This window comes from Rhodoferax sp. RT4P68 (assembly GCF_056521305.1).
The window spans coordinates 200,738-216,649 of sequence record NZ_JBWMBB010000007.1 but is presented as its reverse complement, the minus strand read 5'-3'; the positions used below and the strand labels follow the sequence as shown (position 1 = coordinate 216,649).

15 protein-coding genes are annotated in these 15,912 nt (G+C 68.2%); 5 read left to right on the top strand and 10 right to left on the bottom strand.

Annotated elements, in window-relative coordinates; translation table 11 throughout:
* Positions 1–147: 147 nt before the first annotated feature.
* Positions 148–894, top strand: coding sequence for a tRNA-uridine aminocarboxypropyltransferase (locus AC099J_RS16900; RefSeq protein ID WP_479616442.1), 747 nt, complete (start codon positions 148–150; stop codon positions 892–894).
* 82 nt (positions 895–976) lie between these two features.
* On the opposite strand, the gene AC099J_RS16895 is transcribed toward AC099J_RS16900, so the two are convergent.
* Both AC099J_RS16895 and AC099J_RS16890 read right to left on the bottom strand, forming a co-directional pair.
* Complete coding sequence (locus AC099J_RS16895) at positions 977–1,402, bottom strand: SDR family oxidoreductase (RefSeq protein ID WP_479616441.1); 426 nt, start codon at positions 1,400–1,402, stop codon at positions 977–979.
* Positions 1,399–2,484 (bottom strand): phosphotransferase family protein, encoded by a 1,086-nt coding sequence (locus AC099J_RS16890; RefSeq protein WP_479616440.1) that lies wholly within the window; start codon positions 2,482–2,484, stop codon positions 1,399–1,401. Before AC099J_RS16890 ends, AC099J_RS16895 begins: the two co-directional genes overlap by 4 nt.
* Here AC099J_RS16890 and AC099J_RS16885 point away from each other — a divergent pair.
* The 3 genes from AC099J_RS16885 to AC099J_RS16875 are packed head-to-tail and all read left to right on the top strand — an operon-like array spanning position 2,483 to position 6,134.
* Entirely contained in the window at positions 2,483–3,709 is a 1,227-nt protein-coding gene (locus AC099J_RS16885; protein WP_479616439.1) for an NADPH:quinone reductase, read from the top strand. The genes AC099J_RS16890 and AC099J_RS16885 overlap by 2 nt on opposite strands.
* Before the next feature lie 17 nt (positions 3,710–3,726).
* Positions 3,727–4,935, top strand: coding sequence for a CaiB/BaiF CoA transferase family protein (locus AC099J_RS16880; RefSeq protein ID WP_479616438.1), 1,209 nt, complete (start codon positions 3,727–3,729; stop codon positions 4,933–4,935).
* A gap of 26 nt (positions 4,936–4,961) precedes the next feature.
* Complete coding sequence (locus AC099J_RS16875; RefSeq protein WP_479616437.1) at positions 4,962–6,134, top strand: iron-containing alcohol dehydrogenase; 1,173 nt, start codon at positions 4,962–4,964, stop codon at positions 6,132–6,134.
* Between the two features lie 195 nt (positions 6,135–6,329).
* Here the strand turns inward: AC099J_RS16875 and AC099J_RS16870 are convergent, their stop codons facing one another.
* The 4 genes from AC099J_RS16870 to AC099J_RS16855 form a co-directional block, all read right to left on the bottom strand.
* Positions 6,330–7,574 (bottom strand): acyl-CoA dehydrogenase family protein, encoded by a 1,245-nt coding sequence (locus AC099J_RS16870; RefSeq protein ID WP_479616436.1) that lies wholly within the window; start codon positions 7,572–7,574, stop codon positions 6,330–6,332.
* 108 nt (positions 7,575–7,682) lie between these two features.
* Complete coding sequence (locus AC099J_RS16865) at positions 7,683–9,053, bottom strand: hypothetical protein (RefSeq protein ID WP_479616435.1); 1,371 nt, start codon at positions 9,051–9,053, stop codon at positions 7,683–7,685.
* A 38-nt stretch (positions 9,054–9,091) separates the two neighbouring features.
* Positions 9,092–10,156, bottom strand: a complete 1,065-nt coding sequence (locus AC099J_RS16860; protein ID WP_479616434.1) for a Bug family tripartite tricarboxylate transporter substrate binding protein — start codon at positions 10,154–10,156, stop codon at positions 9,092–9,094.
* Positions 10,131–10,916, bottom strand: coding sequence for an enoyl-CoA hydratase-related protein (locus AC099J_RS16855; RefSeq protein ID WP_479616433.1), 786 nt, complete (start codon positions 10,914–10,916; stop codon positions 10,131–10,133). The genes AC099J_RS16860 and AC099J_RS16855 overlap by 26 nt, the downstream gene beginning before the upstream one ends.
* A 178-nt stretch (positions 10,917–11,094) precedes the next feature.
* Here AC099J_RS16855 and AC099J_RS16850 point away from each other — a divergent pair, with 178 nt between their 5' ends.
* Complete coding sequence (locus AC099J_RS16850; protein ID WP_479616432.1) at positions 11,095–11,907, top strand: IclR family transcriptional regulator; 813 nt, start codon at positions 11,095–11,097, stop codon at positions 11,905–11,907.
* Between the two features lie 44 nt (positions 11,908–11,951).
* On the opposite strand, the gene AC099J_RS16845 is transcribed toward AC099J_RS16850, so the two are convergent.
* From AC099J_RS16845 to AC099J_RS16830, 4 genes are all read right to left on the bottom strand, one after another.
* The gene (locus tag AC099J_RS16845) at positions 11,952–12,782 is read right to left on the bottom strand and encodes an alpha/beta fold hydrolase (RefSeq protein WP_479616431.1); all 831 of its coding nucleotides are present in this window, start codon (positions 12,780–12,782) and stop codon (positions 11,952–11,954) included.
* The gene (locus AC099J_RS16840) at positions 12,766–14,346 is read right to left on the bottom strand and encodes a PHA/PHB synthase family protein (protein ID WP_479616430.1); all 1,581 of its coding nucleotides are present in this window, start codon (positions 14,344–14,346) and stop codon (positions 12,766–12,768) included. Before AC099J_RS16840 ends, AC099J_RS16845 begins: the two co-directional genes overlap by 17 nt.
* Positions 14,343–14,831 (bottom strand): MaoC family dehydratase, encoded by a 489-nt coding sequence (locus AC099J_RS16835; protein WP_479616429.1) that lies wholly within the window; start codon positions 14,829–14,831, stop codon positions 14,343–14,345. The genes AC099J_RS16840 and AC099J_RS16835 overlap by 4 nt, the downstream gene beginning before the upstream one ends.
* A gap of 228 nt (positions 14,832–15,059) precedes the next feature.
* The gene (locus AC099J_RS16830; RefSeq protein ID WP_479616428.1) at positions 15,060–15,836 is read right to left on the bottom strand and encodes a hypothetical protein; all 777 of its coding nucleotides are present in this window, start codon (positions 15,834–15,836) and stop codon (positions 15,060–15,062) included.
* Positions 15,837–15,912: the final 76 nt, after the last annotated feature.

The window sequence follows — 15,912 nt, the reverse complement described above, 5'->3', positions numbered from 1 at the left end:
CCGACACGCCCTCGTCACCGAGGGCCTGCCGCGACCGAGCCCGCCTTGTGCGGGCTTTTTCATGCGCGCTGCGCACCTGTATGACCTTCGCACTGGGTCAAAGCGGCGCCCTACAAAAGACGCGAAGCGCACGACCACAATCACGACATGCCCCATGCCGTCTCACTGCTGCGTGCTGCGCGGCTCACGCGCAGCGCCAAGCCTTTCATGGCGCGCGGCGGTTTCAAGCACGAGCGCTGCGCGGGCTGCCGGCTGCTGCCCAGCCACTGCCTGTGCGCGCTGCGCCCCGCAGTCGCCACGCGTGCCGGCATGTGCCTGCTGATGGCCGACATCGAGCCGCTCAAGCCCAGCAACACGGGCTGGCTGGTGGCCGACGTGGTGGCCCACACGTTTGCCTTCGCCTGGGCGCGCACCGAATTCGACCCTGCCCTGCTGGCCCTGCTGCGCGATCCGCAATGGCAACCGTACGTCGTGTTCCCCGGCGAATACGCAGGGCCCGATCGCATCGTGCACACGGCCTTGCCACCGCCCCAGATTGCAGGGGCAGCCGGTGCGCGTCCGCTGTTCGTCCTGTTGGACGGCACCTGGGCCGAGGCCCGCAAGATGTTCAGCCGCAGCCCTTATCTGGCGAGCCTGCCGGTGCTGAGCCTGGAACCGGAGCGCGCCTCCGCCTACCAACTGCGCCGCTCGCGCCGGAACGACCACTTCTGCACCAGCGAAGTGGCCGCGCTGTGCCTGTCCCTGGCCGGCGAGCCCGAGGCTGCCAACACGCTGGAGGCCTGGCTGGACGTGTTCACACACCACTATCTGCAGGCCAAGAACCAGCGACCCGCCGACTTGGACAGCGCAGCCCATCGGCGGCTGCGTGAGCTTGTCGTGGGCAACCATTTCTGACACGCCGATGGTGGCGTAGTGAGTGCCCCGGTCAGAGTGCTCGGGCATTGGCCGAAGTGACCAGCCGTCTTCAAAGCCTGCGTCAGACGCTCAGTCCATCGTCCACCGCGAATGCAACGCCGTTGATGAAACGCGATGCCGGGCTGCACAGCAGGACAAGAGCGCCTGACAGATCGTCGACCTGCCCCAGGCGCTGCCGCGGCAAGCGCTGAACGAGCCTTTTGCCGCCGTCCCAGTGAGCGTCGTTGATGCCGGTGTGCACGTAGCCTGGAGACAAGGCGTTGGCGTTCAGGCCATGCCGCCCCCATTCGAGCGCCATCGATTTCGTCAGGTGGATCAGCGCGGCCTTGCTGGCTGCGTAAGGCCCGATCTGTGCCCATGGCCGCAGCCCGGCCGACGAGGCCACGTTGACGATCGCACCCCATGGCACTCGAGTCGCAGAACCTGCGCCGAGACCGCTGGGAGCACCGGTGACGAGTACGCGGATACCGGACAAATCGTGGTTCACACAGCGTTCCTTTCGAGCGTGGTGGCAGCACGCCGCGTCAGCGCGTCGATCCAGACTTCGATGGTCCGCAGGCGCGGATCGCTGTGGCTCCCGCTGTCGCCCTCTCGGCATCTGGCCTGCAGCTGCTGAAGCACCACGACGAGACGCACCAAGCCGAAAGCGACGTACCAAGGCAGGTACGGTGTTGTCGCGCCGATTGCCGCGCCGTAGCGCTTAGCCCACTCGACGCGTGTCGGAGCACCCGGAAGGTGACTCGGGCCGAGGCTGTGCGCGACCAGCGCCGGCTCGTCGTTCGCCTGTGTCCAGTAAGCCAGCGCGCTCCCCACATCGAGCCAGGAATCACCGATCGTGGCCATCTCCCAGTCGATGACCGCAAGCACCCGGTCGTCCTGCACCGAATCGAAGATGACGTTGTCGAGCCGGTAGTCGTTGTGGGTGACAGACAGCCTGGTCGTCTGGGGAAAATCGCGCAGCAGCGCGGCGAACACTTCGTCGAGCAGCGGTACCGGTCTGGATTGCGCGGCGCCGAAGCGCTGTATCGCTCCTACAAGCTGCCGGTGCGCGTAAAGGGGCTCGGACGCACGATCAGGCAAGCCTGCGGCACTGCGGTTAAGACCATGCAGTTCGACCAGCGTGTCGACGAAGGCTCCTGCCACACGGGGCAGAGCGGCGCGCTCGACGGTCACGCCCGCGCCGAACGTCCGCCCCTTCACGAAGGGCATCGCGACGAAGGAGCTGCCGAGCACCGATGCGTCCTCACACAGCGCGAGCGGACGCGGCACGCGCGGCCACTGTTCGGCCAGCGCGCGCATCACGCGGTACTCGCGCGCCACGTCGTAAGCCCCCTTCACTTGCACGCCAGGCGGGGCCTGCCGCACCACGAGCGGCATCGTCGTGCCGTCGACGCGCCAGGTGATGTTGGAGTAGCCGGCGGTCAGGCGCGTGACCTGCAGCGTGTCGGTGGCCGCCTTTGGATCAAGGAGTCCTTGGGCGGTCAGGAAGGCCGCGAGCGCGGTGCGCTGGTCTTGCGACATCGGTGTCGACACCGCTGCGCTGCTGGGTGTTGGGTTGTGCTGGTCCATGCCTGGAATCTTCTACGCCTCGACGCGCCAGCGGTCGCGGCGGCAAGGGTGGCGATTCCGTTGGCCGGAAATCGGCCGCAGACAGGCCCTGTTCGCGCAGACGCCCTTATTCCGCTCGGTGGAAATGCGTCACTGTCAACGGCTGGCGAGCCTGTGCATCGGCGGATACCTTCAGTACATCGTCAACACAAACGGTGACCGCCATGACCCACACTTCTCCCGACCACACGCATGGAGCCTCACGATGAGGGCCGCTTGGTACGAACGCAACGGACCGGCCGCCGAAGTGCTGGTCGTCGGCGAGATGCCCGAGCCACATGCTGCCCCGGGCGAGGTGCGCGTGCGCCTTGTCACCTCCGCCGTCAACCCTTCGGATGTCAAGACCCGCTCAGGCACTGCGCGCAAGCTCGAGTACCCGCGCCAGGTGCCGCACAGTGATGGCGCAGGCGTGATCGACGAGGTCGGCGACGGCGTCGATGCAAGTCGCCTCGGCCAGCGTGTCTGGACCTGGAACGCGGCTTTCGAGCGCGCTGGCGGCACGGCCGCGCGATGGTCCGTCGTGCCAGCGGCGCAGGCCGTGGCCCTGCCGCCCGAGGCGGACTACACCGTCGGCGCGTGCCTCGGCATCCCGGCCATTACCGCGCATCGCGCGGTGTTTGCGGACGGGCCGCCGACCGGGCAGACCGTGCTCGTCGCCGGCGGCGCCGGTGCCGTGGGCAACTTCGCAGTGCAACTCGCCAAGTGGGCAGGTGCACGCGTCTTCACGACCGTCGACTCGCCGGAGAAGGCCGAACGAGCGCGCGAGGCCGGCGCCGACGCGGTGTTCAACTACAAGCAAGAGGATGTGGCCGAACGCGTGCTCGCACTGACCGACGGGGCCGGGGTCGATCGCATCGTGGAGGTCGAGTTTGCGCACAACCTCGCACTGAACCTGCGCATCGCCAAGATGGGTGCAGTGATCGCCACCTACGCCACCGTGGTGCGCGAGCCGCAGATCCCATTCTTCGACCTGCTCAAGCGCAATCTCGTGCTGAGGCTCGTCCACATGTACGGACTGCCGCAGGCCGCCAAGGATGCCGCCACGTCCGACATCGGAGCGTGGATGTCCAGCGGCCGGGCGCGCTTCAGCATCGCGGCGCGATTTCCCCTCGAACGCATCGTCGACGCACACCTTGCCGTCGAATCCGGCAACAAGATCGGCCAGGTGCTGATCGACATCGAATGACTTCAGGAGTTCGCACCATGGAAAACGCTAGCGCCGCCCGCCTGCCCCTTGATGGCATCGTCGTGCTCGACCTCGGTCAGATCTACCAGGGCCCTTACTGCTCGCTGCTGCTGGCGATGGCCGGTGCCACCGTGGTGAAGATCGAGCCGCTGCGCGGCGAGCCCGCGCGCTTGCGGGCCGATGTGGACGTTGCCTCGCTGCCGCTGGCGATGCTCAACTCCAACAAGCTCGGCATCACGTTGAACCTCAAGGATCCGCAGGGCCGTGCGCTGTTTCTGCAGCTCGTCGACAAGGCGGATATCGTCCAGGAGAATTTTGCGCCCGGCGTCATGGACCGCCTGGGCCTGGGCGCCAAAGCACTGCGTGCACGCAACCCGCGGCTGATCTACGCGTCTGCATCAGGCTACGGTACCGAGGGCCCTTACCGCGACTTTCTGGCGATGGACCTGACGATCCAGGCGATGAGCGGCATCATGGAAGCGACCGGCTTCCCCGAGGGCCCACCGGTGAAGGCCGGGCCCGCGATCTCTGACTTCCTGGGTGGCATTCACCTGTATGGAGCCATCCTCACCGCCCTGTACGAACGCGAGCGCAGCGGCGTCGGCCGCACGGTCGAAGTGGCCATGCTCGATGCGGTGTACCCGGCACTGTGCTCCAACCTGGGCATGCACCACGCCACCGGCGGCGTGGGCCTGGCGCGCACCGGCAACCGGCACGGCGGCCTGTCGATGGCGCCATACAACGTCTATGCCACACGCGATGGCTACGCCGCGATCATTTGCGTGACCGACGAACACTGGCGCAGCCTGGCGCGTGCCATGGGGCGTGAAGACCTGGCCACGGACCCGCGATTCGCAACCCATGCGGACCGCGTCAAGATCATGGCCGAGGTCGACACTTTGGTCGGCGAGTGGACCGCCACGCTGAGCAAGGACGAAGTCTTCGCTGCCGCGCGCCGTGCACACCTGCCCGCGGCACCCGTGCGCGGGCTCCACGAGGTGGTGAACGATCCGCACCTGCACGAGCGCGGCATGCTGCAGCGCGTGGACCACCCCGATCTCGGCTCGGTGGTGCTGCCCACGACGCCGCTGCGCCTGGACGGCGCGCCACCGCCGAGGCTCCAGCCCAGTCCCCGCCTGGGCCAGCACAACGCCGACATCTACGGCGGATGGCTCGGGCTCGACGCTGCCGAGATCGAGGCGCTGCGCACAGCCAAGGTCATCTGAACCGGTCACACCACCAGGAGATTTGCATGTATTTCGGCATCTACAGCTTGCCGCGCATCGAGCGCATCGTGTTCGGCCGCCCCGCCGCAGAGGTGGTGGCGCAAGAGGCACAGCGCCTGGGCGCTGAGCGCGTGTTCGTGATGGCCCCGGCGATCGTGATCGAGAAGACCGACATCGTCGGCGCCATCGTGCGCGCACTGGGTACCCGGTACGCCGGCACCTGGGACCGGGTCGCGCCGCACACGCCGCGCGAGGACGTGATCAGCGCCGCCGCAGCGGCACGCGCAGCGCGCGCCGACCTGATCGTCACCGTCGGCGGTGGCTCGATCACCGACGCGGCCAAGCTGGTGCAGACCTGCCTGGCCAACGACTTGACCGACGTCGCGCAACTGGACGCATTTCGTCTGAAGCCGGGCGAGAAGATGACCACAGAACGCGCCGACATCCGCCCGCCGAGCGTGCGCATGATTGCGGTGCCCACCACGCTGGCCGGCGCCGAGTTCACGCCCTATGCCGGCATCACCAACACGCAACGCGGCGTGAAAGAGGTCTTCACGCATCCGCTGCAGGTGCCCCGCGTGATCGTGCTCGACCCACGCGTCGTGCTGTCAACGCCCGAGGCGCTGTGGCTCTCGACCGGCATCCGGGCCTTCGATCACGCGGTCGAGGACATCTGTTCGATCGACGCACAGCCGTATTCCGAAGGCACGGCGCTGCAGGCGATCAGGCTGCTCGCTCAGGCCTTGCCACGGACGAAGCGCGATCCTGAGGACCTCCAGGCACGGCTCGACGCCCAGATGGCGATGTGGCTGTCCACCGTGGGCTCTCAGGCCGGCGTCAACAAGGGCGCCAGCCACGCCATCGGCCACGCCCTCGGCGGCACCGGCGGGGTGCCGCACGGCTACACCTCCTGCGTGCTGATGCCACACGTCCTGCGCTTCAACCACAGCGCAGTTGCAGAACGGCACGCGTTGATCAGCCAGGCGATGGGGCAGCCGGATACCGACGCTGCGACGCTCGTCGCCCAACTCATCGAACGCCTGGGCTTGCCGAACACGCTGCGCCAGGTGGGCATCACCACCGATGCGCAGATCGACGCGGTGGCCGAAGCCGCGATGCACGACCCATGGATTCACACCAACCCGAGGCATATCGCAGGCCCGCACGTGGTGCGTGAGATCCTCGAATGCGCCCGCTGAGGTCCTGTGGCCGTCGTCGGGCCACCGAGACCAGGGCCCCGACAGCGCAAGCCGGCAGCCCGGCCGGTGGACATACGGACTGACGCAGATGGACTGACGGACTGACGGACTGTCGATCAGACTGTGGCCTTGCTGGCAGGCCCGCCCCCGGCGGCAACGCCCTGCCACCTCGCACCGCAGCCCTGCGCTGCGGCGCTATCGATAGCGGCCAAGCTCCAGCTTTGCGATCGCGTTGCGGTGCACCTCGTCGGGCCCGTCGGCGAAGCGCAGACTGCGCGCGCCCGCATAGGCGTACGCAAGCGGAAAGTCCTCGCTCATGCCGGCGCCGCCGTGCACCTGCATCGCCCAGTCGATGACCCTGCATGCCATGCTCGGCGCCACGACCTTGACCATCGCGATCTCTGCCTGCGCGCTCTTGTTGCCGGCCACGTCCATCATCCAGGCAGCCTTCAACGTCAGCAGTCTGGCCTGTTCGATCAGGCAGCGCGCCTCGGCGATGCGTTCACGTGTGACGCCTTGCTCGGCCAGCGGACGGCCGAACGCAGTGCGGCTGGTCGCACGCCGGCACATCAACTCGAGCGAGCGCTCCGCCAATCCGATCAGCCGCATGCAGTGGTGGATGCGGCCGGGCCCGAGCCGCCCCTGCGCGATCTCGAATCCACGGCCTTCGCCCAGCAGGATGTTGGCCGCGGGCACGCGCACATCGACGAAGTCGACCTCCATGTGGCCATGCGGCGCGTCGTCATAGCCGAACACGCTCAGTGGGCGCAGCACCGTGATGCCCTTTGTGCCCGCAGGCACCAGCACCATCGACTGTTGCGAGTGGCGCGGAGCATCGATGTCCGTCTTGCCCATCAGGATGTAGACCGCACAGCGCGGGTCGCCTGCTCCCGAGGTCCACCACTTGCGCGCGTTGATCAGGTATTCATCGTCACGGCGCTCGATCCGGGCCTCGATGTTGGTTGCGTCGGATGAAGCGACCGACGGCTCGGTCATGGCGAACGCACTGCGGATCTGGCCGTCGAGCAGCGGCTCCAGCCACTGCCGCTTCTGATCGGCCGACCCATAGCGCTCGATCGTCTCCATGTTCCCGGTATCGGGCGCGGAGCAGTTGAAGACCTCGGACGCCCACGGCACACAGCCCATGACTTCGGCGAGGGGCGCGTAGTCGAGATTGGAAAGTCCACCTTCGCGCGCTGGCGCCGTGGCTTCGCCGTGGCCCTGGGCACTCGGGGGCAAGAACAGGTTCCACAGGCCCTGCGCTCGCGCCTTGGGCTTGAGCTCCTCGATCAGCGAGAGCGGCGTCCATCGTCTGCCGGCACTGGTATTGGCGGCAATCTCCGCGCTATAGCGAGCTTCGTTTGGGTAGACATGCTCCTGCATGAAGCTCGACAGCCGGGCCTGCAGCTCCTGCGTTTTCGGCGAGTAGGCGAAATCCATGGTGGTCTCCTTCTGAATGGCGAGTCGATCGACCGGCATGACGCACCGGCCGTCCAGCGGTCTCTGCGCAGGCGGTCGGCTCATCCTGCAGCTAGCTGAAGTAGGCGGTTAGGGGGCCGCGGTGCGCGGTGGCCACACCACCCCGCCCATCAATCCGCCGAGCATCCCCGTCGCCGGCTTCACATCGGTGACGCGGTAGACGCCCAACTTCGCGTACGGGGACGCTTCGATCAACACTTTGGCCGCGTCGGCGTCCGCAGCGCGCACGAAGTACAACCGCTGCGCCGGTTGGCCGCCGGGCGCGTCGAGCACCTGCACACCCAATGCAATGCGATCGATCTGCTGCTCCAGATAGGTGGTGTACGCCAGTGCCGATTCGCGCCGCGCCATGTCGGTGCCGGGCACCGTCTGGGTCGTGACGAGAAAGAACTCGATGCGCGCCACCTGCCGCACTGCAGCGCCGTCCGTGATCGACTGGTAGCGCGGATAGCCCGGGACGCCGACGTCCAGGCGGACCAGCCGCACGGGGTGGTTCTGCTGCTCGTGCTGGATGCGTCCGTTGCCCACCACGTACAAGGACCGCTCGTCGCCGGGCCGCGTACCGAACACCGCCGCCGTGGCGCCGACGACACCTTGCGGGCCGGTCGCGATCGTCGAGCGCGAACCATCGGCACGCACGCGCACGACGGTGCTGAGCGGGTGCGTCGTGCCGTAGAGATTGCCGTCGACATCGAAGGCGAAGTCGTCGATGACGAGGTCGCGCGCCCAGATCGACGGTTCGCCCGCGCTCCCGTCGCTGCGCAGCGGCACCCGCACGATCAAGCCGCGGTCGGTGCTCGAGACATAGACCGCGTCCTTGAAGCGCTTGATACCGTTGGCGCCGGGGATGAAGGTGTTGGTCGGAAAGTCGTGCGTCGGGTCGCGGTGTCCGAACCACTCGTGCACCAGCCAGCGGCTCACGCTGCGCGTTGCAAGGTCCACCTTCCAGAGCGTCTTCGCGCCCGAGTCGGCCACCAGCAGCGTGTGGGGCGAAATGCGCGCGAGGCCGTTGAGGAACTTCGCCTGCGCAAGCTCGACGAGGACCTCCACCTTGCCTGCCGCGTCGATGCGGTAGACCGTCTCGGGCTTGCCCTTCTCCCGGCCGGTCACGTACAGGCCCCCGTCGTCTGCCAGTTCGACACCGGTCACGCCCTGCGGCAGCGCCGCGAAGGCGCTGCGCGTGCCGTCGGGCGCAAGACGCTCGATGCGCGCGCCCTCCTTGTTGACGATCCACAGCGTACCGTCGTGCGAGGCGGCGATGCTTTCGAGGAACGTCTGCTCAGGCCAGGTGGCCAGCGCCGTCGCCCGCACTGGTTGCGAGGCGCCAGGGTCATGTCGGGGCAGCATGGGCTGCTGCGCCGTGGCGGGCATCACGAGGCACGCGCCGAAAGCGAGGCAGGCGAGCGCGCCAGCGCCAAGCGACGAGGTGGGTTGATCCATGGTGGGTCTCCGAGGGCGATGCGGCTGGTCCCCATCCATCAATCGAACTTGCTGCCGCTCTTCTTCACGACGTCTTTCCACAGTTCCACCTCGGCTGCCATGCGGCGCGCAAACTGATCGGACGGCATCGCGAGCGCGTCGGTGGCGGAAGCCGCGAACTGCTGCTTCACCTCCGCGGACGCCAGCACCGCGCTCACTTCGGCGTTGAGCTTGGCCAGCACGTCTGCCGGAAGATGTGCGGGGGCCAGCAGGCCGTAGAACCCGATCACTTCTACCTTTGCGCCGGCCTCCGCGGTGGTCGGCACGTCGGGCAGCTGCGGCGAACGCTCCGGTGCAGTGGTGGCAAGCGCTCGCAGCTTCCCGGACTTGACGTGCGGCGTTGCCGATGCGGTGTCGGCAAAGATGAATTGCAGCTGACCTCCGATCAAGTCGACGATCGCCGCGGCCGTGCCCTTGTAGGGCACGTGCTGTGCAGTGAAGCCGGCCTGCTGCTTCAGCAGTTCGCCCAGCAGGTGGGTGATGCCGCCATTGCCAGCCGAGCCGAAGTTCAATGTGTCCGGCTTCGCCTTGCCCACGCGCACAACGTCGGCCAGCGACTTGAATTCCGAGGCGGAGTTGACGAGCAGCAGGTAAGGCGAAGTGCCCAGCGTCGTCACCGGTGTGAAGTCGCGCACCGGGTCGTAGCTGGTCTTGCTGATCGCCGGGTTGGTGACGAAGGTATTGGACACGATCATCAACGTGTGGCCATCGGCTGGCGCCCGGCGCACTGCGTCGGCGGCCACGCTGCCGCCGGCACCTGGCTTGTTGTCCACGACCACGGGCTGCCCCAGCCGCTGCTGCAGCTGCGTCGCGACCAATCGCGCGATCGTGTCGGCGCCGCCGCCGGCCACGAACGGCACCACCAGCGTCACTGGCTTGTTCGGGAACCGCTGCTGGGCTTGCGCTGGCAGCGGCACGGTGACTGCGGCGGTGACGCAGGTAGCGATGGTGAGGGCAACGCAGCGGCGACGGGTGTACATGGTGGAGTGTCCCTGTGGGAGTTGAGCGAGATGGTTGGAACTGGAAGCCGATGCCGGCTCAGGCCGGGCGGCGTTCGACCGCACGTTCGACCAGGCGGCGGTGGTCGTCGGTGAAGTGCGCGAGCGCCTGGAATGCCGCCGACATCTCGAGGAGCGTCGGAAGCGAGACGTGCCCTGCCTCGCGCATCAGGCGCTTGGTCATGCGCAAGGCCTCGCCGGGACTGCGTGCAATCCGCGCCGCGAGCGTGCGCGCCTCGTCCAGCAGGCCAGAGCGCGGCACCACACGCGAGACGAGGCCGATGCGCAGGGCGGCGGTAGCGTCAATGGTGTCCCCGGTGAACGCAAGTTCGGCCGCGGCGGCGTAGCCCACCACGCGCTGGAGCAGCCAGGCGCCCCCGTCGCCCGGAATCAGCCCGAGCTTGACGAAGCTCGATGCGAGCTGTGCGTCGTCGGCCGCGATGCGGATGTCGCACAAGCAGGCAAGGTCGAGGCCGACGCCGACCGCCGCCCCGTTGATGGCCGCAATCGTCGGCACTTCGAGCGCATGCATGGCGAGCGGCAGGCGCTGGATGCCTTCCCGGTAGCGGTGGCGTTCGTCGATGGGCTGGATGCTCGCGTCACGAGAGCGCTCGAGCATGCGGCGGATGTTGCCGCCGGCGCTGAACGCGCTGCCCTCTCCGGTGACGATCAGGGCGCGCGTGGCATGACGGGCGCCCACCTCGTCGAGCGCGGCGACGAACTCGTGCACCTCGGCTTCGGTCGTGAAGGCGTTGCGGTTGTCGGGTGACGTGAGCGTCAGCGTCGAAAAGCCGCGCTCGTCGTGATCAAGTCCTACGAAGGCCATACAAAGTCTCCTGAGCAGTGGTCCGGCTGCGAGACGCAGCGGTCGGATGAAAGAATGATCGTTGGCGCAGCACAGGGCGACAACGATGCGCAGGCCCAGCGTTTCCACTGAGCGGAATAGGCTGCGAGCGAGGGAACATGCCACCCTCGGCAGGACGAGCAACGACCAGGAGACCGCCATGCGCTTGCGCCATGCACCCGACCCCGAAGACGTCTCGTTCAACCGCACGATGAAGCGCGGCCTCGCGATCCTGCGTGCTTTCAGACCCGGCCTGAGCCGGCTGACGAATGGCGACCTGGCTGAGATCTGCGAGCTGCCGCGCAGCACCGTGAGCAGGTTCACCGGCGCGCTGGTCGAGTCGGGCTTGCTGCGCCAGATTCCCAATGCGGGCGGCTACTCGCCAACGGCCGCCTGCATCTCGCTGGGCTTTGCAGCGTTGCAGTCGTTGACCGAGGTGCGTCAACGTGTCCTGCCACGCATGCAGGAAGCGGCCGACGAGCAAGACGTCAGCGTCAGCCTGGCCATCCCGGACTTCGACGAGATGGTGTACGTCGATACCTTCCGCATGGCACGGCGCGAAAAGCTGCTGCACATCGAGCCAGGCGCGCGGCTGCCGATGGCGCTGACCGCGATGGGCCGCAGCGCGCTGGCCGTGATGTCGCCCGACGAACGCGAAGCGCGCATCGCGCAACTGCTGGCCCGGCAGGGGAGCGGCGCTGCGCGCCTGGACAGCGAAATCCGCCAGGCCCTGGCGCACTACGAAGCACACGGCTGGTGCCAGGCCTCCTGGGTGACCGGCACGGTGGGCGTGGGGCGCGCCATCGCGTTGCCGGGCTGGCCCGTGCTGGGCTTCAACTGCGCCGGATCGACCTCTCAGATGAGCCCTGGCAAGATCGAGCACAAGCTGATTCCGCTGCTGTTCGAGCTGACAGATCTCGTGGCGGGCAACCCCGCTGGAGCCAAAGCGGGCTCCGCGCCCGCGAAGCTTTGACCGGTCGACCGACGCAGCGTTCGAGCGTGGAGCGGGGGGTGGGCTTACGACGGATCGTCGAGGAAGGCCGCAATGCGCGGGCCGAGCTCAGCGGCACAGGTGTCCAGCAGCAGGTGGCCGTCCTCGACGAGCTGAAGCGATGAGCGTCGCATGAGCGCGTGCATCAAGCGGGCGTTCGCAGGCGGCACAAGTGGGTCGTCGCGGCCGGCGAGCAGCAGCGTGCGCTGCGGCAGGCAGGCGAGCCAGGGCAGGCTGGTCCATCCGCTCAACGCGAGCAGCTGGCAGCGATAACCTTCGGCGTGGGGCGCGACCAAGCGAGCGAGGTAGCGCCGCATGGCCGAGGAGTCGCGCCGCATGCGTCCGCCATAGGCCCGCGCCAATCCCTGAGCGCCCGGCCCGTCGGCCTGGGCGCGGCGCGCGTTGGCCAGATGCAGCAGCGCAGCAGGCCGGCCTGGAACGCTGAACATGCCGGTGGAGGTGGCCGCGAGCACGAGGCGCCGGCAGCGGGTGCCGGCCTGCAGCGCGAGCTGCTGCGCGAGCGCCCCGCCCCAGGAGACACCGAGCACGTCGACTTCGCGCACGCCCAGATCCGAGATCAACGACTGCACCTGCGTCGCCAGGGTCGACATCGTGTACGGGCGGGGCGGCGGCGACGAAGCGCCGACGCCCGGCACGTCGAACGCAATCAGCGGCCGATCGTCCAACTGCTCGATCAGCGGCCCGAAGGCCTGCCAGTTGACGCCGATGCCGTTGCACAGCAGCAGCGGCGGCCGGCGGTCGCTGGCGGGCAGTCGTGTCGCGATGCGCCAGCGTGTGCCGGCCACCATGGCATCTGCGGCCACCAGCCCCGCAACCACCTCAACGCCCGAAGACATAGGTGCCCGGCGCGGGCCCGAGGGAGGGTGGGTGCGCCGCGCGGCGCCGCGCCGCAGACGACTTTGTCCGGCCGGAGTGGATGGCTCCACGCGCGCCGGATCGCTGCGACAGCCAGTCACTCCAATGCGGCCACCACGACCCCTCGTGCAGGGTCGCGCCTTGCAGCCATTGCTGCGCATCGGCAGGCGGCTGGCCGTCGCGCAGCCAATAGCCGGCCTTGCGCGTGCCGGGCGGCGCGATGATGCTCTGGATATGGCCGCCGTTGCCCAACACGAAGGTGGCCTCGCCCCGCATGGCGTGCGCCGCCGCGTAGCAACTCGCCCAGGGCGCAATGTGGTCCGACTGGCCGCCGATGACGTAGGTCGGCACATCGATCGCGCGCAGGTCCAGCGGCTCGCCCTGCAGCAGTCGCGTGCCGGGCCGGGAGAGAAAGTTCTGCGTGCCCAGGTCCAGCAGGTCGGCATGCATGCGCGCCGGCAGGCGGGTCGTGTCCTTGTTCCAGGCCAGCATGTCGAACGAAGGCGGCTTCTCGCCCATCAGCACGTTGCGCACGTACTGGCTCCACACCATCTCGTTCGGGCGCAGCCAGGCGAACACCCCGGCCATCTCGCGCCCATCGACGAAGCCGCGGGCGGCAACAAGCTGCTTGGTCAGCGCCACCGACTCCGGCGTCGCGTTCAGGTTGAACGCGGTCGGTGCCGAGGTGTCGATCATCGTCACCATCAGCGTCAGCGAGTTCACACGGGTCGAGCCTCGAGCGCGCAGCACCGCGGCCGCGCAGGTGGCGGTGATGCCCCCAGTGCACGAGCCGGCCAGGTTGAGCGACTCGCTGCCGCTGAGCTGGCACACCACGTCGATGGCCTCGTGCACCGCGCTCACGTAGGCGTCCAGCCCCCAGTCTCGATGTTCGGGCCCCGGGTTGCGCCAGCTCATCACGAAGGGCCGAAAGCCCTGCTGCACAGCGTATTCCATGAAGCTGCGCCCCGGCGCCAGGTCGATCATGTAGAACCGGTTGATCTGCGGCGGCACGTACAGGAACGGCTGCTCGTGCACCGCATCGCCCGCTGTGTCGTAGCGGATCAGCTCGAACATCTCGTGGCGGTGCACCACCTGCCCCGGCGTGGCCGCAAGGTTGCGGCCGACTTCGAAGCCAGTCGCGTCCACCATCGAAGGCATGCCCTGGTTCTCGAGCAGATCCTGCACCGCATGCACCACGCCGGCTGCCAGGCTCGCGCCCCCGGTGTCGAAAGCCCGGCGCAATGCGGCGGGGTTGCCGGCCAGCGTGTTGGTCGGTGCAAGGGCGTCGATCAGCAGCCCGGCGGCGGCATGCCACTGCTCGGGCTGGCGGCCCTGCAGGGGCATCGCGTCGATCATCGCGTGCCATTGCTGCGCCCAGGCGAGATAGCCTTCGCCGAGAGCGCGGTACCCGGGATGCCCTTGCCAGGCCGGATCGTCGAAGCGCCGATCGGCCGAGAGTGACTCCGAGCGCGGCCGCTCGTAGAGCGACTCGACCAGCGCCGCGATCGAAGTCAGTGCCGCGTTCAGCGGTGGGTTCGGGTTCATGCGGCCTCCGCACGCGGCTCGGCCGCGAAGACGAGGTTCAAGGCGCTGGCCACCAGCGCCGGCTTGTCCGATCCCTCGATCTCGATCGTGTGCTGAACGTCGATCAACACCTGCCCCGGTGCCTTGCGTTGCACCGAACGAAGGAGAAGCACGTCGCGCACCCGGCTGCCGGCGGGCACCGGCGCGATAAAGCGGACCTTGTCGAAACCGTAGTTCAGCGCATGGCTGGCATCGGATGGCAGCAGGCCGGCTTCGTAGCTGAAGCGCGGCAGCAATGACAAGGTCAGCAGGCCGTGCGCGATCGTCGTGTGCTGCGGCGCATCGCGTCGCGCCCGCTCGATGTCGACGTGGATCCACTGCCGGTCATCCGTGCACTCGGCGAAGGCGTGAATACGTGGCTGGTCGATCGCGACCCAATCGGTCGTGCCGACGGTGGCGCCGACAAAGTGTTCGAGGGTCGAAAAGGCGTAGGTGGGGCGGTCCATGGGTGTCTCTGTGGTGGGGAGACCCACTGTGGAGCCGATGGGCCATCAACGCGCCATCGCCGGCCCACGTCGATTCCGCGACATGGAATTCACAACGGACGGACCAAGCGTCGGGGGTCACTCGAACGGACGCTGCCGCCGAGGCCCCCTACACAGGCGACGCCGTACGGCTGTTGGAGGCGGCAGTGCCAGGCGGAACCAGGCACTGACCCCTGGCGGCCGATGCCGTCAGGCTTGGTGCCGAAGCGGGAGCAGCGCCTTGGCTGCCTCGATGCGCAGGCGGAGCGGCACAGCGTCGTCGTGCATGACCTGTCGCAAAAACTTCTCGGCCTCCTGACCTGCGGCGGCGAGCGCAGGCTGCGCTGGTGCGGCAGGCGCGCCGACGCCAGCCGCAGTCGTCACAGCCTGCTGCAGCGGTGGCGCCCCGCGCACCAGCTCGGCCATCGCGTCCTCGAACGCGGCCACCGGCATCACATCGATGCCGCGCAGCAGGTTGGCTTGCCCCTCGTCGCCGGGTTCGATGTCCAGCCAGGGGGTCTCGTCGAACACAGGCGCCAAGTCCGGCGCCACGAAGGCCGACCAGTTGCCGGTGCTCGCCTGCAACGCCGGTACCAGCCGGGCATGGCGCTGCGCGTGCAGTGCCGGCGCCGCAGCGGTCGGCATCAGGCGCACACGGCGTGAATCGACGTCCGCGAGAAAGCGCCGCTGCAACGCCTGCAGAAACGCACGCGCCTGTGCCACCGCAATGGGCTCGGCAATCGAGAACCACAACTGCAAACCGTCCGTGCCGGAAACCGCGATCGCAGGCGCCGGCAGCTCCAGCTCGGCCTGGACCCCGCGCCAGACGCTGGACAGCTGCTCCCAGCCCGACGGGCGCGTCACCTCCAGCACCATGGCGCGCACCGTGTCGGCAGGGCTGATCAACGATGGCTCCACGTTGGAATCGCCGTGCGTCTGCGGTCGCGCAAAGTACAGGCGATTCAGTTCTGACTGCAGGCGGTTCATGGCGATGCGGTGGGTAGGTGGGCGGCAGGGCGCAAGGGCGCGACTCTACCCGCTGCGGCCAGGCAGACCATCGGCC